General features: G+C 67.5%; 21 protein-coding genes. 15 read left to right on the top strand and 6 right to left on the bottom strand.

The genetic code is table 11. The features are described 5' to 3' along the window. Window positions 1-66: 66 nt before the first annotated feature. Both CSEG_RS18710 and CSEG_RS18705 read left to right on the top strand, forming a co-directional pair. Window positions 67-1,602 carry a tryptophan halogenase family protein gene (locus CSEG_RS18710; RefSeq protein WP_013080799.1) on the top strand — a complete coding sequence of 512 codons (1,536 nt, stop codon included), beginning with the start codon at window positions 67-69 and terminating at the stop codon, window positions 1,600-1,602. 11 nt (window positions 1,603-1,613) lie between these two features. Beyond that, window positions 1,614-3,164, top strand: coding sequence for a tryptophan halogenase family protein (locus CSEG_RS18705; RefSeq protein WP_013080798.1), 1,551 nt, complete (start codon window positions 1,614-1,616; stop codon window positions 3,162-3,164). On the opposite strand, the gene CSEG_RS18700 is transcribed toward CSEG_RS18705, so the two are convergent. Next, window positions 3,161-4,501 (bottom strand): MFS transporter, encoded by a 1,341-nt coding sequence (locus tag CSEG_RS18700; protein ID WP_013080797.1) that lies wholly within the window; start codon window positions 4,499-4,501, stop codon window positions 3,161-3,163. The genes CSEG_RS18705 and CSEG_RS18700 overlap by 4 nt on opposite strands. A gap of 229 nt (window positions 4,502-4,730) precedes the next feature. Here CSEG_RS18700 and cyoA point away from each other — a divergent pair, with 229 nt between their 5' ends. From cyoA to CSEG_RS18665, 7 genes are read left to right on the top strand one after another with little or no spacing between them, the layout of a single operon-like run. Next, window positions 4,731-5,792 carry a ubiquinol oxidase subunit II gene (cyoA, locus tag CSEG_RS18695; RefSeq protein WP_013080796.1) on the top strand — a complete coding sequence of 354 codons (1,062 nt, stop codon included), beginning with the start codon at window positions 4,731-4,733 and terminating at the stop codon, window positions 5,790-5,792. 18 nt (window positions 5,793-5,810) lie between these two features. Next, entirely contained in the window at window positions 5,811-7,808 is a 1,998-nt protein-coding gene (gene cyoB, locus CSEG_RS18690) for a cytochrome o ubiquinol oxidase subunit I (RefSeq protein ID WP_013080795.1), read from the top strand. A 2-nt stretch (window positions 7,809-7,810) separates the two neighbouring features. Continuing rightward, window positions 7,811-8,437, top strand: coding sequence for a cytochrome o ubiquinol oxidase subunit III (cyoC, locus tag CSEG_RS18685; protein ID WP_013080794.1), 627 nt, complete (start codon window positions 7,811-7,813; stop codon window positions 8,435-8,437). Then, window positions 8,434-8,823, top strand: coding sequence for a cytochrome o ubiquinol oxidase subunit IV (gene cyoD, locus CSEG_RS18680; protein WP_013080793.1), 390 nt, complete (start codon window positions 8,434-8,436; stop codon window positions 8,821-8,823). The genes cyoC and cyoD overlap by 4 nt, the downstream gene beginning before the upstream one ends. Further along, on the top strand, window positions 8,820-9,557 hold the full coding sequence (locus CSEG_RS18675; RefSeq protein WP_013080792.1) for an SURF1 family protein: 738 nt from the start codon (window positions 8,820-8,822) through the stop codon (window positions 9,555-9,557). The genes cyoD and CSEG_RS18675 overlap by 4 nt, the downstream gene beginning before the upstream one ends. Then, window positions 9,554-10,903 (top strand): ATP-binding protein, encoded by a 1,350-nt coding sequence (locus CSEG_RS18670; protein ID WP_013080791.1) that lies wholly within the window; start codon window positions 9,554-9,556, stop codon window positions 10,901-10,903. The genes CSEG_RS18675 and CSEG_RS18670 overlap by 4 nt, the downstream gene beginning before the upstream one ends. Then, window positions 10,896-11,426: a response regulator transcription factor gene (locus tag CSEG_RS18665; protein ID WP_013080790.1), complete on the top strand. Its 531-nt coding sequence runs from the start codon at window positions 10,896-10,898 to the stop codon at window positions 11,424-11,426. Before CSEG_RS18670 ends, CSEG_RS18665 begins: the two co-directional genes overlap by 8 nt. 30 nt (window positions 11,427-11,456) lie before the next feature. Here the strand turns inward: CSEG_RS18665 and CSEG_RS18660 are convergent, their stop codons facing one another. Then, a complete protein-coding gene (locus CSEG_RS18660; protein WP_013080789.1) occupies window positions 11,457-12,203 on the bottom strand; it encodes a Crp/Fnr family transcriptional regulator in 747 nt (248 codons plus the stop codon). Window positions 12,204-12,238: 35 nt separating this feature from the next. On the opposite strand from CSEG_RS18660, the gene CSEG_RS18655 reads away from it, so the two are divergent. The 5 genes from CSEG_RS18655 to CSEG_RS18635 all read left to right on the top strand — a co-directional run bounded on the left by CSEG_RS18655 (window position 12,239) and on the right by CSEG_RS18635 (window position 17,438). Continuing rightward, on the top strand, window positions 12,239-14,299 hold the full coding sequence (locus tag CSEG_RS18655; protein ID WP_013080788.1) for a toll/interleukin-1 receptor domain-containing protein: 2,061 nt from the start codon (window positions 12,239-12,241) through the stop codon (window positions 14,297-14,299). Next, window positions 14,292-14,702 (top strand): hypothetical protein, encoded by a 411-nt coding sequence (locus CSEG_RS18650; RefSeq protein ID WP_013080787.1) that lies wholly within the window; start codon window positions 14,292-14,294, stop codon window positions 14,700-14,702. The genes CSEG_RS18655 and CSEG_RS18650 overlap by 8 nt, the downstream gene beginning before the upstream one ends. A 131-nt stretch (window positions 14,703-14,833) precedes the next feature. Next, window positions 14,834-16,441, top strand: a complete 1,608-nt coding sequence (locus CSEG_RS18645) for an adenylate/guanylate cyclase domain-containing protein (RefSeq protein ID WP_013080786.1) — start codon at window positions 14,834-14,836, stop codon at window positions 16,439-16,441. 230 nt (window positions 16,442-16,671) lie between these two features. Further along, window positions 16,672-16,875: a hypothetical protein gene (locus tag CSEG_RS18640; RefSeq protein WP_013080785.1), complete on the top strand. Its 204-nt coding sequence runs from the start codon at window positions 16,672-16,674 to the stop codon at window positions 16,873-16,875. A gap of 194 nt (window positions 16,876-17,069) precedes the next feature. Beyond that, complete coding sequence (locus CSEG_RS18635; protein WP_013080784.1) at window positions 17,070-17,438, top strand: hypothetical protein; 369 nt, start codon at window positions 17,070-17,072, stop codon at window positions 17,436-17,438. 125 nt (window positions 17,439-17,563) lie between these two features. Here CSEG_RS18635 and CSEG_RS18630 read toward each other — a convergent pair whose 3' ends face one another. The 4 genes from CSEG_RS18630 to fdxA form a co-directional block, all read right to left on the bottom strand. Further along, window positions 17,564-18,853, bottom strand: coding sequence for a DUF5690 family protein (locus CSEG_RS18630; protein WP_013080783.1), 1,290 nt, complete (start codon window positions 18,851-18,853; stop codon window positions 17,564-17,566). A 37-nt stretch (window positions 18,854-18,890) separates the two neighbouring features. After that, window positions 18,891-20,222, bottom strand: a complete 1,332-nt coding sequence (locus CSEG_RS18625) for a serine hydrolase domain-containing protein (protein WP_013080782.1) — start codon at window positions 20,220-20,222, stop codon at window positions 18,891-18,893. 188 nt (window positions 20,223-20,410) lie between these two features. After that, complete coding sequence (locus tag CSEG_RS18620) at window positions 20,411-20,914, bottom strand: CarD family transcriptional regulator (protein ID WP_013080781.1); 504 nt, start codon at window positions 20,912-20,914, stop codon at window positions 20,411-20,413. Window positions 20,915-21,264: 350 nt separating this feature from the next. Then, window positions 21,265-21,606 carry a ferredoxin FdxA gene (gene fdxA, locus CSEG_RS18615; protein ID WP_013080780.1) on the bottom strand — a complete coding sequence of 114 codons (342 nt, stop codon included), beginning with the start codon at window positions 21,604-21,606 and terminating at the stop codon, window positions 21,265-21,267. 227 nt (window positions 21,607-21,833) lie between these two features. Here fdxA and CSEG_RS18610 point away from each other — a divergent pair, with 227 nt between their 5' ends. After that, window positions 21,834-23,909 (top strand): putative bifunctional diguanylate cyclase/phosphodiesterase, encoded by a 2,076-nt coding sequence (locus CSEG_RS18610; protein ID WP_013080779.1) that lies wholly within the window; start codon window positions 21,834-21,836, stop codon window positions 23,907-23,909. Window positions 23,910-24,005 lie beyond the last annotated feature (96 nt).

The raw sequence follows: 24,005 nt of genomic DNA, 5'->3' as shown, positions 1-24,005 counted from the left end.
GAACCGCTAGCCTCGACATAACCGGGCGCCAGATCCGGATCCTGAACAGTCATTGGGGAACGTCCGATGCAGGACAAAAGAATCCGCAAGCTCGTGATCGTCGGCGGCGGCACCGCCGGCTGGATGGCGGCTGCGGCGCTGCGTCGGCATTTCCAGGGCGGACCGCTCGAGATCACCCTCGTCGAAAGCTCCGAGATCGGCACGATCGGCGTGGGCGAGGCGACCATCCCCACGATCCGTGGCTTCTATCAGCAGCTGGGCCTCTCCGACATCGAGGTCATGCGGGCGACGCAGGCGACCTGCAAGCTGGGCATCCGCTTCGACGGCTGGCTGCGCGAAGGCCACGCCTTCATCCACCCCTTCGGCCTGTTCGGCCAGGACCTGCGGGGCGTCCCGTTTCATCACTATTGGCGCAAGCTGGCCCAGGGCGGCGAGCCGACCAACATCCAGGACTACTCCCTGGGCGCATCGCTGGCGGCGGCGGGCAAGTTCATGGCCCCGCCGCGCAATCCGGCCAACAGCCTGTCGATCTTCGACTGGGCCTTGCACCTGGACGCGGGCCTGTTCGCCCAGCTGATGCGCCGCGTCGCCGAGGACAACGGCGTGCGCCGCATCGATGCGCGGATCACCAAGGTCAATCTGAGACCGGAGGACGGCTTCGTCGCGTCGCTCGACCTCGACACCGGCGCCACCGTCGAGGGCGATCTGTTCATCGACTGCTCGGGCTTCCGGGGCCTGCTGATCGAGGAGGCGCTGCAGACCGGCTACGAGTCCTGGAGCGACCTGCTGTTCTGCGATCGCGCCTTCGCCGTCCAGAGCGAAGGCGTCGGCGATCCCGCGCCCTACACCGAGGTCAAGGCGCAGTCGGCCGGCTGGCGCTGGCGGATCCCGCTGCAGCACCGCTATGGCAACGGCTATGTCTTCTCCTCGCGGCATATCAGCGACGAAGACGCCCTGGCCGAGCTGAAGGCCGCCGTCCCCGACCGCCTGCTGCACGCGCCGCGCCTGATCCGCTTCAATCCCGGCCGGCGCAAGCAGGCCTGGAACCGGAACGTCATCGCCCTGGGTCTCTCGTCCGGCTTCCTGGAGCCGCTGGAGAGCACCTCGATCGCGCTGATCGAGACGGGCGTCGAGAAGATCAAGGCGCTGTTCCCCGACAAGGATTTCGCGCCCGAGCTGGTCGACGAGTTCAACGACTGGTCGCGCCGAGAGATGGAGCGCGTACGCGACTTCATCATCCTGCACTATTGGGCCAACCAGCGGTCCAGGGGAGAGGGGAGCGACACCGCCTTCTGGCGCGACTGCAACGCCGTGACCCTCCCCGACAGCCTGCGCCGCAAGGTCGAGCTCTTCCGCCAGCGCGGCCACTTCGTCCGCTACCGCTGGGAGATGTTCCAGCCCGCCAGCTGGATGGCGATCTACGCCGGCTTCGAACTGCTGCCCGAGATGGTCGATCCGGCGCTTGACGGGATCGACGCCCAGGCGCTGAGCGCCCCGCTCGCCGAAATGCGCAAGGCCATCGCCGAGGTCGTGGCCTCGGCGCCGCCGCACGCCGCCTTCCTCGACCAGTATTGCCGTCCCGCCCCTGTGGCCGCGCAGTAGGATTTGACGCGATGTCCCACACCCATCCCAACGCCATCCGTAAGATCGTCATCGTCGGCGGCGGCTCCGCCGGCTGGATCACGGCGGCCATGCTCAGCCACTATTTCCAGGCCGGAGGCTGCCGAATCGAGCTGGTCGAGTCCGAGGAGATCGGCACGATCGGCGTCGGCGAGTCGACCATCCCGCCGTTCCTGCGCCTGCTGGCCAGCCTGGGGATCGACGAGCGCGAATTCATCCAGGCCACCCAGGCCAGCTTCAAGCTGGGCATCCGGTTCGAGGACTGGCGGCGCGTCGGCGACCGCTACATGCACCCGTTCGGGGTCATCGGCGGGCCGTTCGGTCCGCACGAGTTCTACCAGTGCTGGCTGCGGGCCAAGGCCGCGGGGCACCCGTCGGGCCTGCACGACTTCGCGCCGGGCGCGGTGATGGCCGAGCAGGGCAAGTTCATGCTGCCGTTCAAGGCCGAGCGCACCCTGATCGGCGGCGCCAACTACGCCCTGCACGTCGACGCGCGGCTGGTCGCCCGCTTCCTGCGCGACTACGCCGAGGCGCGGGGCGTCAAGCGGACCGAAGGTATCGTCTCGGACGTGATCACCCACGCCGACGGCTCGGTCGCCAAGGTGCGGATGAAGGACGGCCGCGAGATCGAGGGCGACTTCTTCATCGACTGCACGGGCTTCCGGGGCCTGCTGATCGGCAAGACGCTGGAGACGCCGTTCGACGACTGGTCCGACATGCTGCTGTGCGACCGCGCGGTGGTGGTGCAGACCGAGAACGTCGGCGCGCCGCATCCCTACACGCTGTCCAAGGCCGAGGCTGGCGGCTGGCGCTGGCGCATCCCGCTGCAGCACCGGGCGGGCAACGGCTATGTCTTCTGCTCGCGGTTCGTCAGCGACGACGAGGCCCGCGCCACCCTGCTGGGCCAGCTCGAGGGCCGGGCCCTGATGGAGCCGATGTTCATCCCGTTCAAGACGGGCGTGCGCCAGCGGCTCTGGGAGAAGAACGTCGTGGCCGTGGGCCTCTCGGGCGGCTTCATCGAGCCCCTGGAATCGACGGCCCTGCACCTGATCTATCGTGGCGTCGACTTCCTGCTGCGCTTCTTCCCCGACCGCGACTTCGATCCGGCGCTGCGGGAGGAATACAACCGTCGCATGGTCGCCGACTACGAGGAGATCCGGGACTTCATCGTCCTGCACTACTGCAAGACCCAGCGCGACGACACGCCGTTCTGGCGCGCGGTCCGCGCGGCGCCGATCCCCGAGAGCCTGAAGGAACGCATGGCCCTGTTCGAGGCCAGCGGCGTGCTGCGCGAAGGCGTCGACGACATGTTCCGCAACCCCTCCTGGCAATCGGTGATGGAGGGCATGGGCGTTCGGCCTCAGCGTTATCAGCCGCTGGTCGACACGATCCCGTACGACGTGATCAGCCAGACCTTGGACCAGTCGGCGCCGATGCTGGCGGCCCAGGTCGCGGGCCTGCCCAGCCATGGCGAGTTCCTGGCCAAGCACTGCCCCGCGCCGCCGCCGGCGGCTCCGGTCGCGCCGTTCAAGACGGTGGCTTAGGGAAGAGGCGCCGTCTGACGCCGGCGATTTCGGTCGATGGTCAGCGCCACGAGCGTGGCGACGGCGCCCGACGCCAGGTAGAGGCCGATGGCGGGCAGCCCCCACAGGCTGGCCAGAGCCAGGGCGGTGAGGGGCGCGAAGCCCGCGCCGATAAGCCACGACAGGTCCGACGTCACCGCCGCGCCCGTGTAGCGATAGCGCTTGGAGAAGCCCGAGCTCACCGCGCCGGCCGCCTGGCCGAAGGACAGGCCCAGGATGATGAAGCCGACGATCACGTAGGCCGTTTGCCCCACCGAGCCGCCGTCCAGCAGGCGCGGCGCCAGAAGGCTGAACGCGCCGATCAGCAGGGCCGAGAGAGCCAGTTGGTTCTGGCGCGTGATGCGGTCGGCGATCCAGCCCGAGGCCAGGATGCCGGCCACGCCGAACAGCGCGCCAACCACCTCGATGCGCAGGAAGGTCAGGGCCTGGTGGTCGTCGTGCAGGGCGACCCAGGATAGCGGGAAGACCGTCACCAGGTGGAACATCGCGAACGTGGCCAGCGGGGCGAAGGCGCCGATCAGCACGTTGCCGCCCTCGGCCCGCATCAGGCTGGCGATCCGCACGGGCCGAAGCTCGCGCGCCTCGAACAGCGCGCCGAACTCTTCCGTCGCCACGATGCGGAGCCGCGCGAACAGCGCCACGACATTGATCGCGAAGGCGGCGAAGAACGGATAGCGCCAGCCCCAGTCGAGGAAGTCGCCCGGCGCCAGGGTCGCGACGAAATAGGCGAAGAGCCCGCTGGCCAGCATGAACCCGAAGGGCGCGCCCAGCTGCGGGATCATCGCGTACCAGCCGCGCTTCTTCTCGGGCGCGTTCAGGGCCAGCAGCGAGGCCATCCCGTCCCAGGCGCCCGCCAGCGCCAGACCTTGCCCGATCCGGCAGGCCGCCAGGGCCCAGATGGCCAGCGGCCCGACGGCGGCGTAGCTGGGCAGGAAGCTGATCGTGGCGGTGGAGCCGCCCAGCAGGAACAGCGCGATGGTTAGCTTGACCCCGCGTCCATAGCGGCGATCGATGGCGCCGAAGATCGCCGAGCCGAACGGTCGCGCGACGAAGGCCAGGGAGAACAGCCCGAAGGCCAGCATGACGCCGGTCAGCCGATCGACGAACGGAAACACCAACTGCGGGAACACCAGCACCGAGGCGATGGCGTAGACGAAGAAGTCGAAGAACTCCGAAGTCCGACCGATGACCACGCCCAGGGCGATCTCGCCGGGGCGGACGCCCTTGTGGTCGGCGTGGAGGCGACGCGCGTCGCGCTCTAGTCCTGAAGAGGTCGGGACTGCGAATTCGTGGGCCATGTCGTACGCGCCTTTGTCCTTGGTTTCCGTCCCAGCATCGCGCCGCCTTACCGACGGTCTGGATGCGAGCATGCAGCGGACGGGGCTGGTCTGGCAAACGCCTTTGACGGCTTTCTGGCTCCGACCTGTCGAATTCGCGACGCACGATTGATCAACGACAAGGCGGTTATTGACCTAGGACAAACGGTCCAATGTTGCGGCGCGGCGCCCTCGCGTAACAGCCGCGCCCATGCGACCGAAATTCAGGCTCCCGCCGCGCTCGACCCCGCTGAAAATGCTCGCTCTCGCCCCGGCTCTCTTGGCGCTGGGCGGGTGCGACTGGGTCGTCATGAACCCGTCCGGCGACATCGCCGCCCAGCAACGCGACCTGATCATCGTCGCGACCGTGCTGATGCTGCTGATCATCGTGCCGGTGATCGCGCTGACGCTGTTCTTCGCCTGGAAGTACCGGCGCTCGAACGAAAGCGCCAAGTACGATCCCGACTGGCACCACTCCACGCGCCTGGAAATCGTGATCTGGGCCGCGCCGCTGGTGATTATCACCATTCTGGGCGCCATCACCTGGACCAGCACCCACCTGCTGGACCCCTATCGCCCGCTGGACCGCATCGCGCCGGGCCGCTCGGCCGAGAACATCAAGCCGCTGAAGGTCCAGGTCGTGGCCCTCGATTGGAAGTGGCTGTTCATCTACCCGGAACTGGGCATCGCGACGGTCAACGAGATGGCCGCGCCGGTCGATCGCCCGCTGAACTTCGAGCTGACCAGTTCGTCGGTCATGAACTCGTTCTACGTGCCGGCTCTGGCGGGGCAGATCTACGCCATGCCCGGCATGACGACCAAGCTGCACGCGGTCATCAACAAGCCCGGCCAGTTCGAAGGCTTCTCGGCCAACTACAGCGGCGAGGGCTTCTCGCACATGCGCTTCAAGTTCCACGGCATGAGCGAGGCCGAGTTCGCGCGCTGGACCGAGCAGGTGCGCAAGGGCGGCGGTCGTCTGGATGGCTCGCGCTACCTCGTCCTGGAAAAGCCCAGCGAGAAGGTCCCGGCCCAACGCTTCGCGCAGGTGGATGCGGACCTGTTCCACAAGGCCGTCAACCGCTGCGTCGAGCCGGGCAAGATGTGCCAGCACGACATGATGGCCATCGACGCCAAGGGCGGCCTCGGCATGGCCGGCGTCTACAACGTCACCACCCTCGAATACGACAAGCGCACCCGGCGCGGGGAGGGCGGTGGTTTCCGCTCGTTCGTCGCCGCGCTGTGCGCTCCCTTCGCCGGCTCCCCGGCGCGCTGATTTCCTTAGAGACGCCTAATGTCCCCGGACCTCGTCAAATTCATCTTCGGCCGTCTCACCTGGGACGCCATTCCGCTGCACGAGCCCATCCTGCTCGTCACCTTCGCCATGGTCGCCCTCGGCGGCCTGACGGTGCTGGCGCTGCTGACCCGCTACAAGCTGTGGGGCTATCTGTGGCGTGAGTGGCTGACCAGCGTCGACCACAAGAAGATCGGGGTGATGTACATCATCCTGGCGATCGTCATGCTGCTGCGCGGCTTCGCCGACGCGCTGATGATGCGCGCCCAGCAAGCCATGGCGTTCGGCGAGGTCGCCGGCTACCTGCCGCCGCACCATTACGACCAGATCTTCACCGCCCACGGCGTGATCATGATCTTCTTCGTGGCCATGCCCCTGGTCACGGGCCTGATGAACCTCGTGGTGCCGATGCAGATCGGCGCCCGCGACGTGGCCTTCCCGTTCCTGAACAACTTCAGCTTCTGGATGACCGTCGGCGGCGCCGTGCTGGTGATGGCCTCGCTGTTCGTGGGCGAGTTCGCGCGGACCGGCTGGCTGGCCTATCCGCCCTTGTCGAACCTGGCCTACAGTCCCGATGTCGGGGTCGACTATTACATCTGGGCGCTGCAGGTCGCGGGCGTCGGGACGACGCTCTCGGGCATCAACCTGGTCGTGACCATCATCAAGATGCGCGCCCCGGGCATGAGCCTGATGAAGATGCCGGTCTTCACCTGGACCTCGCTGTGCACCAACGTCCTGATCGTGGCGACCTTCCCGATCCTGACCGCCACCCTGGCCCTGCTGACCGCCGACCGGTACCTGCTGACCAACTTCTTCACGAACGACTTCGGGGGCAACCCGATGATGTACGTGAACCTGATCTGGATCTGGGGTCACCCGGAGGTCTACATCCTGATCCTGCCGGCCTTCGGCGTGTTCTCGGAAGTCGTGTCGACCTTCTGCGGCAAGCGCCTGTTCGGCTACAGCTCGATGGTCTACGCCACCGCGGTCATCACCATCCTGTCCTACATCGTCTGGCTGCACCACTTCTTCACGATGGGCTCGGGCGCGAGCGTGAACTCGTTCTTCGGGATCACGACGATGATCATCTCGATCCCGACGGGGGCGAAGATCTTCAACTGGCTGTTCACGATGTACCGCGGCCGCATCCGGTTCGAGGTCCCGATGCTGTGGACCGTCGGCTTCATGGTCACCTTCGTGATCGGGGGCATGACCGGCGTGCTGCTGGCCGTCCCGCCCGCCGACTTCGTGCTGCACAACAGCCTGTTCCTGATCGCCCACTTCCATAACGTGATCATCGGCGGCGTGGTGTTCGGCATGTTCGCCGGCATCAACTACTGGTTCCCCAAGGCCTTCGGCTTCAAGCTGGACCCGTTCTGGGGCAAGGTCTCGTTCTGGTGCTGGCTGATCGGCTTCTGGGTCGCCTTCACCCCGCTCTACGTGCTGGGCCTGATGGGCGTGACCCGTCGCGTCAGCCACTTCGAGGATCCGTCGCTGCAGATCTGGTTCGTGATCGCGGCCATCGGCGCGGTGATCGTCCTGTTCGGCATCCTGGCCTTCCTGGTCCAGATCTTCGTCAGCATCCGCAACCGCGAGGCCCTGCGCGACACGACCGGCGACCCCTGGGGCGGCCGGACGCTGGAATGGTCCACCTCGTCGCCGCCGCCAGCCTACAACTTCGCCTTCACGCCGGTCGTCCATCAGCTGGACGCCTGGTGGGACATGAAGCAGCGCGGCTATGAGCGGCCGACCGCCGGCTTCATCCCGATCCACATGCCGGCCAACACCGGCGCGGGCGTGGTCCTGGCCGGGATCAGCACGGTGCTCGGCTTTGCCTTGATCTGGCACGTCTGGTGGCTGGCGGCCGTCGCCTTCGTCGCCCTGATCGGTGGCGCGATCGCCCACACCTTCAACTTCAAGCGTGACTACTACATCCCGGCCGAGGAGGTCGTCCGCGTCGAGGACGCGCGCACCGAAGCCCTGCGGAGCCTGACCTGACCATGGCCTCTCAAGCCCATGCCCTGACGGCGGCCGACAAGGACCGCTTCTACATGACCAAGGAGCACCATCCGGAGAACGGGACCCTGCTGGGGTTCTGGATCTACCTGATGAGCGACTGCCTGATCTTCGCGGTGCTGTTCGCCTGCTACGCCGTGCTCGGTCGCAACTACGCGGCGGGCCCGTCCGGCGCGGACCTGTTCGACCTGCCGCTGGTGGCCGTGAACACGGCCCTCCTGCTTCTGTCGTCGATCACCTACGGCTTCGCGATGATCTCGGCCCAGGCCAAGAAGGTGAAGCCGGTCCTGGCCTGGCTGGCCGTCACTGGCCTGCTCGGTCTCGGCTTCCTGTCGCTGGAGCTCTACGAGTTCCATCACCTGATCCACGAAGGCGCCGGCCCGCAGCGCAGTGCGTTCCTGTCGTCGTTCTTCGTGCTGGTCGGCACGCACGGCCTGCACGTGACCTTCGGCGTCATCTGGCTGGTCACGCTGATGGTCCAGGTCGCCCAGCGCGGCCTCGGCGCCGAGATGAAGCGCCGCCTGATGTGCCTGTCGATGTTCTGGCACTTCCTGGACGTCATCTGGATCGGCGTCTTCTCGTTCGTCTACCTGCTCGGAGTCCTGAAATGAGCGCGGCCAGCCATGACGCGCACCACGCGCATGAGGAACACGACGATCACGGCGGCGCGCACGGCTCGCTGAAGGACTACGTCATCGGCTTCGTCCTGGCGGTGATCCTGACGGCCATACCGTTCTGGCTGGTCATGGGGAACGTGTTGCCGACCGCCCAGATGACCGCCGTGGCGGTGATGGGGCTGGCGGTGATCCAGGTGCTGGTCCACATGATCTACTTCCTGCACATGAACTCGCGTTCGGAGGGCGGATGGACCCTGCTGGCCCTGATGTTCACCCTGATCCTGGTGGTGATCACGCTGAGCGGCTCGCTGTGGGTGATGCACAACCTGAACACCCACATGATGCCGACGATGGCGCACGACATGCAGCAGATGCCGTGACCCAAGGCCTGCGCGCGCGGACGGCCTTTCTGGTCGGCCTCTGCGTGGCCTTCACGGTTCTTTTTTCGGCGCTGGGCCTCTGGCAGGTTCAGCGCCGCGCCTGGAAGCTCGAGCTGATCGCCCAGGTCGAACGTCGCATCCACGCCACGCCGACGGCCGCGCCGGGGCCGGCGGCGTGGGCGAACCTTTCGCAGGCCTCCGACGCCTACTGCCGGGTGCGGCTGACCGGCGTCTACGATCATGGTCGCGAGACCCTCGTTCAGGCGGTCACCGATCTGGGGCCCGGCTTCTGGGTCATGACGCCCCTGCGCGCCGACAACGGCGTCACGGTTCTGGTCAATCGCGGCTTCACGCCGACGGCGCGCAAGCGTCCGGAGACCCGGAGCGCGGGACAGATCCAGGGCCTGGTCACCATCGTCGGTCTCCTGCGGCTCAGCGAGCCGCGCGGCGGCTTTCTTCGTCGCAACCTGCCGGGCGAGGAGCGGTGGTACTCTCGCGACGTCGCGGCGATCGCCCAGGCCAAGGGCCTGTCGGGCGTGGCGCCCTATTTCGTCGACGCCGATGCGACGCCCAATCCCGGCGGCTGGCCGCGCGGCGGACTGACGGTCGTGCGTTTTCCCAACAGCCATCTTATCTATGCCCTGACCTGGTTCGGTCTGGCCCTGCTGACGGGCGGGGCGGCGGTCTATGTCCTGGCCGACGCGCGCCGGACCCGCGTGGGAGGAGCCGAATGACGCCCAGCGCCAGCATCCTGATCTCCGGCGTGTCGGGCTGGCTGTCGGGCGCGCGCGCGGCCGAGAACGCCAACGGCCCGGCCGACGCGATCGCGCGCCAGAACATGCTGCAGCTGATCCACCTGCGCTGGATCGCCGTGGCCGGCCAGGTGGTGACGATCCTGGCGGTGCATTTCAGCCTCGGCTTCAAGCTGCCGCTGGTGGAGATGATGCTGGTCCTGGCGGCGCTGGTGGCGCTGAACCTGTTCAGCCTGCTCCGCCTCAAGCGCGCCGAACCCCTCGGACCCTACGACCTGTTCACGGCGCTCGCGCTGGACGCCCTGGCCCTGACGATCCAGCTCTACTTCAGCGGCGGGGCCACCAACCCCTTCACCACCCTCTATCTGCTGCACGTGATCCTGGGGGCCGTTCTGCTCGAGGCCTGGGCGACCTGGGCGATCGTGGCGCTGATCAGCTTCTGCTTCGTCGGCCTGATCGCCTTCAATCGGCCGATCGTCGCGTCCGGGCTCAGCGACCAGGCGTTCTTCGAGCTGTTCATCATGGGCATGCTGATCGGCGTCGTGCTGGACGCCCTGCTGCTGGTGACCTTCGTGGGCCGGATCAACGCCAACCTGCGCGGGCACGACGCGCGGCTGGCCGAGCTGCGCCAGCGGGCGGCCGAGGAGACCCATATCATCCGCATGGGTCTTCTGGCCTCCGGGGCGGCCCATGAGCTGGGCACGCCGTTGGCGACCCTGGACGTCATCCTCGGCGACTGGCGCCGCATGCCCCTGTTCAACGCCAACCCCGAGCTCGCACAGGAGCTGGAGGACATGCGCGGCGAGGTGCGGCGCTGCAAGTCCATCGTCACCGGCGTCCTGCAGTCGGCGGGCGAGGCGCGCAGTGGCGAAGTGCGCGCCAGCACCTTGCGTGGCTTCATGGACGAGGTGATCGGCGAGTGGCGGACCACCCGCAACGATCCCAACCTGATCTACGAGACCGACCTGCTGGACGCCACGCCGATCGTCGCGGAATCAACGCTCAAGCAGGGCGTGCACAATGTCCTCGACAACGCGCTCGAGGCCGCCGCCACCACCGTCCGGTTCAGGGCGTCGGTGCGCGGCGGTTGGGTTCTGATCGAGGTCGAGGACGACGGACCGGGCTTCGCCGCCAGCGCGCTCGAGGACTTCGGCAAGCCCTACAATTCGACCAAGGGGCGGGTCGGCGGCGGGCTGGGCCTGTTCCTGGTCGTCAACGTGCTGCGCAAGCTGGGCGGCTCGGCCCAAGCGTCGAACCCACCCGAAGGCGGCGCGCGCGTCGTGATGCAGCTGCCCCTGTCCGCGCTGGAGATCACGCGAAATGGCTGAGCGCCGACTGATCCTCATCGAGGATGACGACAAGTTCGCCGCCACCCTCAAACGCTCGCTCGAGCGACGCGGGTATGTCGTGGCCCATGTCGGCGGGCTGGAAGACGCCCTCGCCACGCTGGAGACGTTCGCGCCGCGCTATGCGGTGATCGATCTCAAGCTGGCGGGCGAGTCGGGACTGGCTTGCGTCCGCGCCCTGGCCGAACGGGATCCCGACATGCTGATCGTGGTGCTGACGGGCTTCGCCAGCATCGCCACCGCCGTCGAGGCCATCAAGCTGGGCGCCTGCCACTACCTGGCCAAGCCGTCCAACACCGACGACATCGAGGCCGCTTTCCAAAAGCGGGAAGGCGATGTCGGCGCGACGATCGGCGGCCGGGCGACCTCGATCAAGAACCTGGAGTGGGAGCGCATCCACCAGACCCTGGTCGAGACGGACTTCAACATCTCCGAGGCCGCGCGCCGGCTGGGCATGCATCGTCGCACGCTGGCCAGGAAGCTGGAGAAGCGCCGTATCGCCTAGGGTTCGAGCGGGCTTAGGCTTCGGCGGGCCTCAGACCTCGCCGCCGATCCGTTCGACCTCGTCGGCCAGGGCCGGAAGGTCGAGGACGTGCAGCGTACGGCCGGTCTGGCGAAGGATGCCCAGCCCGGCGAGCCGGTTCAGCTCGCGGGTCACGGGCTCGCGCTGGCTGCCAAGCAGTGCGGCCAGCTCGGCGTGGGTCGGGCAGGGATTGATCACCGCCTGCCGTCCGTCGGCGCTGGCGGCGCTGGCCATCCGCAGCAACTCGATGTCGACGCGGCAGGCCACCGACACGGCCGTCAGTTCGAACAGACGATCCGTCAAGGAGCGCACCAAGCCCGCCATGTCCTCCAGCAGCGCCTTCATGAAGTGCGGCGACTCCTCGAACAGCCGGCGCACCAGCGACTGGGGCAGCCGCGCGATGCGCGAGTCCTCCAGGGCCACGATATTGACCGAACGCGGCAGGCCGTCGATGGCCGAGATTTCGCCGAAGTAGCTGCCCGCCATGATACGCCTGTAGCCAACTTCGCGGCCGGACTTGGCGTATTGATTGGCCAAGAGGACGCCCTCCAGCAGCAGATAGATGCCGCCCTCCTGGTCGTGGCGCTGGAGGATCATCTCGCCCTTGTCATAGCTTAGTTGCTCGACAGCGCCGGCAAGTGATTCCACTTCTTGGCGAGACATGTATCGAAATACACGATTTGCGCGATAGTCTTTAGGCCCAGCTTCTTTCGGCGTATGGGACGGCGCGGGGGCGAGCGATGGTGAAAACGTTTTCATCGAAAGACGCTCCTGCTGTCGATCGGGGGCGATAGATGGATAGCCGACAGCGGTACAAGGCGTTTATCAGTTATAGTCATCGCGATCGCAAAGCCGCTCAATGGCTGCACCGCGTGCTTGAGACCTATCGCCCGCCGCGTTTGCTGTCCAAGGGGGGAGTTGGTCTTTCCGACGCCAGCTTGCGTCCCATCTTCCGCGACCGGGACGAGTTGAGCGCGTCCCTTGACCTCAACAGCGCCATTCGCACGGCGCTCGAACAGTCCGACGCGTTGATCGTGCTCTGTTCCGAGGCCTCGGCGGCTTCCCGCTGGGTGGACCAGGAAGTCGAATATTTCCTGAGGGGCGCGCCGCCCGAGCGGATCATTTACGTGATCACGCCCGATGTCGGCGCGAACACCGACCTGGCGGCGATCCTTCCCCCGTCGCTGCGCGCGGCCCTGCCGCCGGGCGTCGAGCCTCTGGCCGTCGATCTGCGTCCCAACGGCGACGGGCGGCGACTGGCGCGCCTGAAGATCGCCGCCCGGCTGCTGGGCGTCAGCCTCGATCAGCTGGTCCAGCGGGACGCGCGGCGCCGCCTGCAGGTGATGGCGGCGTTCACGACCGCGGCGATGATCCTGGCGATCGTCATGGCCGCAATGACGGCGGTGACCCTCAAGTCCCGCCAGATCGCGCGACAGCAGCGAGACGAGACCGAGGCGCTGGTGGCCTTCATGCTGGGCGACCTGAGAGAGCAGCTCGAACCGGTCGGACGACTGGACGTGCTCGACAGCGTCAGCGCCAAGGTGTTGGTCTACTACGCCAAGGCGCAGACGGACCGGCTGGACGACAAGGCCCTGGGCCAGCGCGCCAAGGCCCAGACCCTGCTGGGGACGATCCGCGAGCAGCGCGGCGATCTCGTCGGCGCCGAACACGCCTTCTCGCAAGCCGCGGCGACCACCCACACCCTGGTCCAGCGCAATCCGCAGAACGGCGACTATGTGTTCGACGAAGCGCAGAATGTCTTCTGGCTGGGCTATGTCCAGTGGCGGCGAGATGACGTGGCGGGCGCTGAGCGGCGGTTCAGGCGCTATGACGAGCTCGCCCGCAGGCTGGTGACCCTCGACCCCAATCGTCCTGAGTGGCGCAAGGAAGTCGCCTACGCCCAGAACAATCTGGGCACCCTGTTGTTTGAACAAGGGCGCCCCGCGGAAGCCCTGAAGAGCTTCCAGGCCGCCCGGGCGGTGTTCGAGGGCGAGCGCGCTCGCGCGCCAGACGACCAGACCCTCCTGCAGGGCGTCGCCAATTCGCGCGCCTGGAGCGCCGATTGCTTGGCGCGGCTCGGCAGGTTGCGCGAGGCGTTGGTCGAGCGCGAAGCGACTGTCCAACTTCTTACGGGGGCGCTCGCCAAGAACCCCGCCGACAAGCGCCTGACCGCGCGCGCCGTCGCGGCCCAGGTGGCGCTGACGCGGCTCGAGTTGGATCTGGGGCGTCTGGCGGCGGTGCGCGCGCGGTCCGAAGAGAACCTCAAGAGGCTTCGCGCCCTGGCGGCCCTGGATCCCACGAACGCGCGCTGGCGCGAATATATGGCCGCGAGCTTGGCGGATACGGTCGATCTGGAGGTCGGGACGGGACGGCTGCGCGAGGCCAGGGTCGCGTACGCCGAAGCGGAAAAATTGGTGGCCGCGCGTCGCATCGGCGAAAAAGGCGCGACGTGGAGCGACAACTACGAAGGCCGCCTGGGCCTCCAGGCCGTGCTGCTGGCGCAACACGGCGGGGAGCCGGAGAAGGCGCGAGCCTTGGCCGAGGCGTTCTCAGCCCGTGCGAAGGCCACGGACTGGCGGAAGGACCTTGGCGCGGCGGGCCAGTATGCGGCCGGTGAACTGGCCGCGGGACGTCCGACATCGGCGATCGATATCTTGTGGTCGAGACGCGCGCTCTTGGCGCCGAGCGCCCGTGACACCCTGGCGCGCGCGCTCGCCGCCGTCGGACGCAAGGATGAAGCCGCCGCCATCGTGCGGGATCTCACGCGTCAGGGCTACGCGCACCCCGGTTTCCTTGCGTTTTGGAGAGACTCTCTTTCTGGTGGAGCTTCCACTCGGGAGGCGCAAAGTGACTGAACCCACACCTACCAAGATTGTTGAGATCGTCATCGGCATCGAGGGGCCGCTGTACAACTTCCTCAACTATGCCGATCAAGAAAATCCGACCCGGCTCACGCTGGATCTGACCGAACGGTGCGAACTGTTCTTCAGATTCACCGACGAGCTGATGAACCATGGCTGGCGGTTCCAGGGACGGCCGATCAAGATCACGGACGACTACGGCATCAATTTCTCCAGCTATATGTGGGTGAACCAGCTGCCGGACGGCACCATCTTGCCCCCGCACAGCGCATTCAAGATCATCTACGAATGCAATCGGATGGGGATCTACACCTACAGCCTGTTCATGCTCGATCCGCTGGAACAGAAGCTCGATCTGGATCCCGACGTCGAGAACGGCACGGGTCAGCTTCCCTGAGCCAGAACCGACCGTTCGACCGCCAGGAGATCGCCGCGCTGATCCGGCGCGGCGAGATCCTCGCAGCCTACGATATCGCCCACGCCGCGCTCGAGGGGGAGAACGCGCCACCGGGCGCGGCCTATGCCGCGGTGCTTTGCCTGGCGCGGGCCGGGGCCTTGGATTTCGCCCGCTCGGAGTATGTCCGCCTCGGGCTCGCCGCCGACGAGGACGCCGACACGATCGCTCTGGGCGCGCGGCTGCTGAAGGATGTCGCCCTGGCCAGCCGGGGGGCTCGCCGCATCGCTTTCGCAAAGGCTTCTCTTCGTCGCTACGAGGCCTTGTCCGGCCGTTTCGGCGGCCTCTACGGCGCGATCAACGCCGCCACCATGACGCTGGTCGCGGGCGATCCCGCGGGTGCGGCGCAGCGCGCGACGGCCGTGCTGCAGGCGCCGCCGCCGAGCGGACTGGTCGGAGAGGCGGCCTACTACGAAGCCGCAAGCCGCGCGGAGGCGCTCTTCCTGGTCGGCGATCTGGAAGCCGCGCGCCGGCGCATGGAGCAGGCCCTCGCCTTGGCGCCGCGGGCCTATGCCGCGCACGCCTCCACCCTCCGGCAGCTGGAGATGCTGGGCCAGGAGCTCGGCGTCGACCCGGCTTGGCTCACGCCGTTTCGTCCGCCCGCCTGCGCGCACTTCACCGGCCATATCCAGAACGTGTGCGACGAAAGCCTTCGCGCGCGCATCGACGAGGCTCTTAGGGCCGAGCGGATCGGCTGCGGCTACGGCGGCCTGGCGGCGGGCGCGGACATCGTGTTCGCCGAGGCCCTGCTCGAGGCGGGCGGCGAGCTGCACGTGGTCTTGCCCATCCACCGCGCCGCTTTCGTCGAGGTGTCGATCGCGCCGTTTGGCGAGAATTGGCGCGAGCGCTTCGAGCGCTGCATGGCCCGCGCGGCCTCCGTCCGCTACGCCTCGCAGGACCCCTATCTCGGCGACGAGCAGGTGTTCGCCTACGCCAGCCAGTTCGCGATGGGCTGCGCGGTGCTGCGGGCCCAGACCCTGGCGACCGAGGCGGTGCAGCTGGCTGTGTGGGACGGACGCGCCGCGCACGGTCCCGCGGGCGTATCCGCCGACATGGCCTATTGGGCCAGGAGCGGGCGGCGAGGGGTGGTGATCCCGATCGACAGGCCGCAACCCGCCGCGCGCGTCACCACGGCGGCCCCGCCGGGCTCGCGGGCGATGAAGGCCATGCTGTTCGCGGACGTACAGGGCTTTGGCGCGCTGCGGGACGATCAGATCCCCGCCTTCATGGAAGGCGTGATGGGACGTCTGGCCGAGGTGGTCGAGGCGCTCCAGGCGCCGCCCATCCATATCGAGACCTGGGGCGACGGCCTGTTCCTGGTCTTCGATCAGCCGATCGACGCGGCGCTGGCGGCCCTGGACCTGCTGGAGGCCTATCGCGCGGTGGATCTCGGCGCCTTGGGCTTGCCCCGAAGCCTGGGTCTTCGCATCGGCGGACACTACGGGCCGGTGCATCTGGGCACCAATCCGCTGACCAAGGCGCCCGCGGTGGTCGGCGCGCATGTGGTCGTCGCCGCCCGCATCGAGCCGGACGCGGCGCCGGGCTCGGCCTATGTCAGCGAGGCGCTCGCTGGCGCGCTGGCGACGTTCCACGGCGATCGCGTGCGGTGCGGCTATGTGGGCCGGACGCAGGGGCGGAAGGGCTTCGTGGCCACGCCCATCTTCAACCTCTCGCGGGCCTGACGATCGCGTCGCCGCGCGCGGAAAAACCGCTATTTTTCCCGATGTGAAAATCCGCACATCCAAACGCGGCCTTACCGGAGATTGTCTGCGTGTCGACCGGCGGTGTCAGGCAGCCTCTGCCCTGGAGCCACCGGCCGCGTGAACAGACTGGGGCCCGGCCACCCGCCGGTCGGGTCCATTTTCTCAAACCTTTCCGGGACCCTCGTCCCGGTCGGATCGGGAGCCGCGCGATGTCCCTGAATAAGGTCACCCTGAGTGATGCGTCTTTCGCCAAGACCGATGTCGGCAACACCTTCCTCAAGCACGCCCTGATGATCTGGGCCCGTGAACAGGGCGTGGCCGAAGCCCACCTCTCCGCCGTCAGCCGCGACGTCCTGGATTTCGCGCAAGCGACCGTTCGCGACGGCGGTCACCAGCAAGCGTTGAGCGCCTAAACCGCCCGGGTGGGGCCAGGCGGTCTTGGTTCACCCATTTTGAGACATGCCGCTCTGGTGGGGATTGGGGCGGTAGTCGACGAACGCCATCGCTCGCCGAGCCGCGATGTGAAGTTCGTCACGGAGGACCTGGGCGGCGTCGCCGTCCGGGTTCTTCGCAGCCCGGCCGCCTGATCTTGTTGCTGGAGAAAGACATGTCCGCCCTGCTGAACGTCCTGGACAGCCCTGTGGTCTTCACGGCCGCCGTGGTCTTGGCGTTCGTCGCCGCGGGCGTCGCCGGGTGGTTGGGCGCCTACGTTCTGCGCCTGCGCGCGCAGCTCGCGGAGGCGCTCCAGGAGGCGGACGGCATGGCCGCGCACCGCGACAGCGTGCTGGGCGAGCTGGCCCTGACCCGCGCGCGCTTGGCCGAGACGCGGCAGGCGGCTGGCCGAGCGCAAGCGACGGCGGCCGAACTGGAGGCGCGCCTGGCGCCGACCGTCAAGATCGAGCGCGAGTTTGGCGAGAGCCGATGCGAAGCCGCCAATCGCGTGATCCTGGACGCGCTGCGCGACCGACCGCAGTAGACCGCGTCCCCGCCGCCGGAATGCGGCCGAGCGGCTCAGGCGTCCGAAAGGCCAATGGCCCCGACAGCGCATCCCGACCTCGTCGGCGTCTCGCGGGCGGGCGCGGGTGCGCTTGGAGCCTAAGACTAGAGCGTCTTCAAAAAGCGGTGGGCGGCCATCAGCCCCACCAGGCCAAGGCCGCAGGCCACATAGGCCCCGCCGGCCAGGAACCCCTCCCAGGGAATGTCCAGTCGAGCGAATGACTTCACCAGAAGCAGCGAGATGCTGCCAATATAGCCGAACGAGTCGGCCACATAGATCAGGAAGCCCGCCGTCCCGATCTTGCCGGTGGCGGCGATCATCCGGTCGAACAGCATGGCGTTGAACGGCGTGTAGCCCATGTAGAGTCCCGCGCCGGCCAGGATCATCCACCAGACCGGCGGCAGCACATGCAGCTGATAGGCCAGGGTCGCGCCGCCCAGCAGCACGAAGCCCAGGGCCACGAAACCGAGGTTGAAGGCGACGGCCCGGCGATTGTCCTTCACGCCCATCAGGGCGGCGAGGCCCACGAGCACGATCGCCGCCACCGGCAGCTCCGACAGGGTGAAGATCCCGGCGGCGTTCTTGTAGCCGAGCTCGGACCAGATCTCGGCCGAGAAGTTGTCGCGGAAGTCGCGCAGCGCCGTCAGCATCACATAGACCCCGATCAACAGGATCAAGGCCGGGGCGTGCGCGGCGAAGAGCGCGGCGCGATCCTTGGCGTCCATCGGCGCGCGGCGCACCCGCTCGGCCTCGTCGGCGGCGTTGGGCGGCGGCAGCTGGGCCAGCGCCGCCACCGCGATCAGCATCAGTGGCGCGAAGATCAGTCCCGAGAGGGCGGGCATCCATCGGTCGTCCACATTGGCCAGCAGCAGCGTCTTGCCGACCGACTTGGCCACGCCCGATGACAGGATGAAGCTGGCGCACAGCATCGCGCCCAGCACCTCCGTCAGGCGGCGGCCCTCGAGGAAGCCGAACACCAGCCCCCAGATCATGCCAAGGCACAGGCCATTCAGATAAAGCGCCAGCGGTCCGGCCAGGGCGGGCACGACGCCAAATAGCACCAGTGAGAGCTCGGCCCCGGCGATCAGGGCCAGGATGGCGCCGGCGCGGCGGCCGGGCCGCATCTCCGAGATCACCTTGACCCCGATGAACTTGGCCGTGGCGTATCCGGCGACCTGGGCGATCACCAGGGCGATCTTGAAGTCGAAGGCGAAGGGCCAGCCCGCCGCGTCGGCGTAGGCCGCCGCCGTGAACGGCTTGCGATAGCCGAACATGGCGAAATAGACCGCGAAGGACGACAGCCCGCCATAGAGGGCGAAAAGCCAGGGCGGCGCGGAGGCGAGATAGCGGGTGACGCGGCCACCGGTCGATGGGGTTTCGGCCGTGACGCCCATGCGTGTCCCGTCTCCAGCGGCTTCTGCCAGCCTTCAGCTAGCCCGCTTCGTCCGTCTCTCGCAATCGAAGATGGCGCGCTTGGGCCAGTCGCCGATCGGAGACGCTCTTCAGGTCCAGCCAATCGGTGAAGGGCAAGCCGTAGGCGCGGTCGAAGAACTCGGCCTGGAAGCGGAAGGGCAGGCCCGCATCGCTGTTCCACAGCATGACGATGCCGGTCTTGGTCGCCGGGTCGAACATCATGGTCGAGCGGTAGCCCGAGACCGCGCCGCTGTGGCCGATCACGCGATGGCCGCGATAGGTGAAGCTGCGCATGCCCAGGCCATAGCCGGCGTGCTTGATCTCCCGGGCGAACGGCGCGCGGCCATAGGGCGCGGCGGTGCCGATGCGCGGGCGCTGGGCGGAGTCCAGTACGGCCGGCGGCAGGACGTCGGGGCGAAGGCCCATCTGGGCCTGCATCCAGACCGCGAGATCGACGATGGTCGAGTTGACGCCCGCCGCGCCCGGCACCCGGTAGTAGGCCTCGGACATCGGCAGGATCCGGCCCTCGCGATGGGGACGGGCCCAGTGCGCGGCGCCGACCAGGCCGGCCTGACCGATCGTGGCGCTGGTCATGCCCAGGGGCTGGAACAGTCGCCGCTGGACGGTCTGGTCATAGGCCTCGTGGGTGCGGGTCGCGAGGATCTCGGTGATCGTGTCGTAGGCGACGTTCTGGTAGGTGTGGCAACGCCCCGGCGCGCAGGCCACCGGCACGTCGCCGAGCGCGTGACGGATGACCGCCGGATCTTGGCCGTCCTCAAGCCGATCGTCGTAGGCGTTCTTGGGCAGGCCCGTGCGCTGCGACAGCAACGCCTCGACCGTCAGCTCGCGCTGGGCGTCGCGCGGCAGGCGCAAGGTCGTGTGGAAGGTGTCCAGCGGCTCGTCCAGCGACAGCAGGCCGTCTGCGGCGAGCTTGGCGGTCAGGGCGCCGGCGACCGTCTTCGACAGCGAGGCCCAGCGGAACACGGTATGGGCGTCGACGGGCTCGCCGTCCTTGGCCGAGGTCAGGCCATAGCCCTGCACGAAAGAGAGACGCCCGTCCTCGACGACCGCCACGGCGAGGCCTTCCATCGAGTGTTGCGCCGTCAGGTCCGCAAGGCGCTGGTCCAGGGCCCGATAGTCGATGCGGCCGCGCCAGTCCTCGGGCTTGGTCGGCAGCACGATCGGCGGCGGAACGGGCGCATGGGCCGAGGTCAGGTCGGCGATCGGCGTCGCGGCGCGGAAGTGGAAGGCCAGCGCGCCGCAGGCGACCAGCAAGCTCAGCCCGCCGGCCGCGAGCCACTTGCGGCGCGACATCTTGGGGGCGGAGATCGGGTCCTGCGGGTCCGGCACGGGCGATCGACTCTCGGCGGCGATGGGGAGCTTCTGTTCTTATGGGCGCCTGCGCGCGGTGAGCCAAGGCCCCAAGTCGTCGCGCGGCCGCCTCGTCCACAAACAATGCGGGCGCAAACAAAAGCGGGCGCAAACAAAAACGCCCCTCGCGAGGGAGGGGCGTCTTCAGGTCCGATCGCTCGGAAAGCTTAGGCGGCCTTGACCAGCGACTTGGTCAGGATGCCGATCGCGGCTTCGCGGTCGATCCGCTCGATGGCGGCGACTTCGCGGGCCATGCGGTCCAGGGCCGATTCATACAGCTGGCGTTCCGAGTAGGACTGTTCCGGCTGGTTCTCGGCGCGGTGCAGGTCGCGGACCACCTCGGCGATCGAGATCAGGTCGCCCGAGTTGATCTTGGCTTCGTATTCCTGGGCGCGACGCGACCACATGGTGCGCTTTACGCGGGCGCGGCCCTTCAGGGTGGTCAGGGCCTGCGAAACGGTGCCGCCCTCGGCCAGCGGACGCAGACCGGCCGTCTTGGCCTTCTTGGTCGGGACGCGCAGGGTCATTTTCTCGTGGTCGAAGGTGATGACGTAGACTTCGAGCGACATACCGGCCACTTCCTGGGTCTCGATCGCCTGAATGTTGCCCACGCCGTGCGCGGGATAAACGACGTGATCGCCGACCGAGAATTCCAGACCAGTCTTGCTCATGTTCGTCCTCATCAATACGGACCCTACGGGGTCCGAACGCCGTCTTCTGTCCCAAACCAAAGGCGACAGCTTCCCGCTCCGCGGAATACTGGCCGCGGGGCCAAGCCTGTCAGGATTTGGAATAGAGCTCTAAGACACCCTTCGCCTTCATCGGGCGCGCCGGCCAGAATTGGTTCTGAAGCCGACTTGTTCGCCAAGACAGACCGTCGCGAATGGCCGCAACCGTCACGTCGGCGAAGACAATAGCATAAAATTCAGCCCGAAGAAAGGGTTGCGTCCAGACGTGCGTGCGCGCGCCGCCAAGCTTTCGCATCGCGGCGGGGTTGCAAGCTTCAGAATTCGCGGTGGGATCAGGAGCCCTTGCCGGGCTTTTCGCTGAAGTACTTCTCGAACTTGCCGGTCTCGCGCTCGAACTGTTCGCGGTCTTCCGGCGGGACGCCCTTGACCGTGATGTTGGGCCAGACCTTGGCGTAGTCGGCGTTGACGCGCAGCCACTTGCCGTCCGGCTCATCCTCGGTGTCGGGCTTGATCGCGTCGACCGGGCACTCGGGTTCGCAGACGCCGCAATCGATGCATTCGTCGGGATTGATGACGAGGAAGTTCTCGCCTTCGTAGAAGCAATCGACCGGGCACACCTCCACGCAGTCCATGAACTTGCAGCGGACACAGGCGTCGGTGACGATATAGGTCATCGAAAACTCGAATGAGATCGGGACGGAGTTCGGCGGGCGCGTTTTCGAAGCCTGGGGCCGGCTTGTCAATGCGGCGTGATCGCGTAGGGGCTCAGGAATTCTGAAGGCGGGGCCAGGGCGCTCGCCTTTTGGTGGTCGACGATGACCCGAAAACAATTTCTTATTGAGTGGGCGTGACTATCGATTTCTGAAACCTTCAACAAAATCAATGTCAGGAAGCCGACTTAATGATGGGGGACGCGCTGGCGGTGGGGGACGGCGGCGAAGAGGCCGCGCGCGAGCGCGCCGCGGCGCGAGCCTTCGCATTTGGCGCTTTCGTCCGTGATGCGCCCTTCCCGACGGCCCTGCTGGGCGCGGATCTGGCGCTGATCGCCGTCAGCCGCGCGTGGACGGCCCAGGCGATCGGGCCAAGCCTCACCATCGGCGCGGACGCGAGCGGCATCGTGGGGCCTGACGACCGGGCCGCGCTGTTGGCGTGCGCGTACGAAGGCGCCGACTTCTCGCGCTACCTGCCGGCCGTCGCCGAGGACGGGTCGCAGCGGTTCTGGCGCACCGAGTTCGGCGCCTGTCGGCAGGAGGATGGCGGCGTCTATGCGGTGATGGTCACCGCCCGTGATGTCACCGGCTACGCCGAAAGCGTCCTGCGGGCCGAGCGCGACGAGCAGCGCCTGAGGATGGCGCTTGAGCTCGACGACCTTCTTGTGCGCGAATACGACCTGCGCACGGGCGAGATATTCTTCTCCGACACCGCGCCTGGCCTGCGGAAGTGGTGCGTGTTCAAGGACGATCCGCTGGAGATCGTCCATCCCGACGACCGCCAGCAATGCGCCGATGTCATCGCCTCCCGAAAAGTCGGCGAGGCGCGGGTGTTCGAATTCCGCCTGAACCGCGACGACGGCGTCGAAACCTGGATCCGCGCGGTCGGCAAGGTGTTTGTCGATCAGGACGGCCAGCCCGAGAAGCTGGTGAACCTGTTCAAGGACATCACCGACCGCCGCCGCCAGACCGAGGCCATCGAGACCCTGGCCTTCAAGGATCCGCTGACCGGCCTGCCCAACCGCGCGCTGTTCCAGCATCGGTTTAACGAGGCCGTTTCGGCGTCCGAGACCTTGGGCGAGATGTTCGGCCTGATCATGATCGACGTCGATCACTTCAAGGACATCAACGACACGCTGGGCCACGACGCTGGCGACGTGCTGCTCAAGCGCCTGGCGGGCATGCTGCGACGGGCGTTCCGTTCGGGCGACACCGTGGCGCGCCTGGGCGGGGACGAGTTCGCGGTGATCCTGCGCGGCCTGCGCGGCGAAGCCGACATGATGCGGCCTATCCAGAAGCTGCAGGAGCTGCTGCAGCGCCCGATCGAGTATGCTGGGCGCAGCTTCACGGCCACCGCGAGCATCGGCGCGGCGCTGCACGGCGATCCCGAGGCCGACCCGGCCCACATGATCAAGAACGCCGACATCGCCCTCTATCACGCTAAGGAGGCGGGCCGGAATCGCAGCATCGTCTTCGAACCGGCGATGCGCACCGAGCTGGAGCGACGGGTCGAGCTGCTGCGCGACGTTCGCGCGGCCGTCGCGGCGAACGAGTTCACCCTCTTCTACCAGCCTGTCGTCGACATCCGCGAGCGGCGGGTCGTGGGGTTCGAGGCCCTGATGCGCTGGATCCATCCGGAACAGGGCGTGCTGACGCCGGGCCATTTCATGGCGGCGTTCGAGGACCAGGAACTGTCGCTGCGGCTGGGGGACCTGGCCTTCGAGCAGTCGCTACGCCAGATGCGGGCCTGGCTGGACCAGGGCGTCGAGTTCGGCCGCATCGCGGTCAACATCTCCGCGGCCCAGTTCCGCAGCGGCCGCCTGGCCGAAGAGGTGCAGGAGCGTCTGGCGCGCTGGAACGTGCCGTGCGCGCGCCTGACCATCGAGGTCACCGAGAACGTCTATATGGGCTGGGGCTCGGATCTCGTCAGCGGCAATATCAGCCGCCTGCACGCGGCGGGCGTCATGATCGCGCTGGACGACTTCGGCACCGGCTACGCCAGCCTGGCCAACCTTCGCCAGTTCCCGATCGACCGCCTGAAGATCGACAAGTCCTTCGTCCAGAACGCCGAGGACGAGGCGATCGTGAAGGCCGTGATCACCCTGGGGGCCTCCATGGGCATGAAGGTGGTGGCCGAGGGCGTCGAGGACCCGGACCAGTTGGCGGCCCTGATCCGCTACGGCTGCGACCAGATCCAAGGCTACCACTTCGGCAAGCCGATGCCGGCGGAAGAGGTGGCGGGGTTCCTGGAGCGGTTTGGGGCGTAGATGCTCCCCCGCGATGCGGGGGAGCTGTCGCGGAGCGACTGAGGGGGCAAATGCGGCATAGGCCGAGCTGCCCCCTCCGACCCTCTGGGCCACCTC

Source organism: Caulobacter segnis ATCC 21756 (assembly GCF_000092285.1).
Taxonomy (GTDB): Bacteria; Pseudomonadota; Alphaproteobacteria; order Caulobacterales; family Caulobacteraceae; genus Caulobacter; species Caulobacter segnis.
Note: the sequence above shows the minus strand (reverse complement) of the source record. Positions and strands in the feature narration are given on the sequence as shown.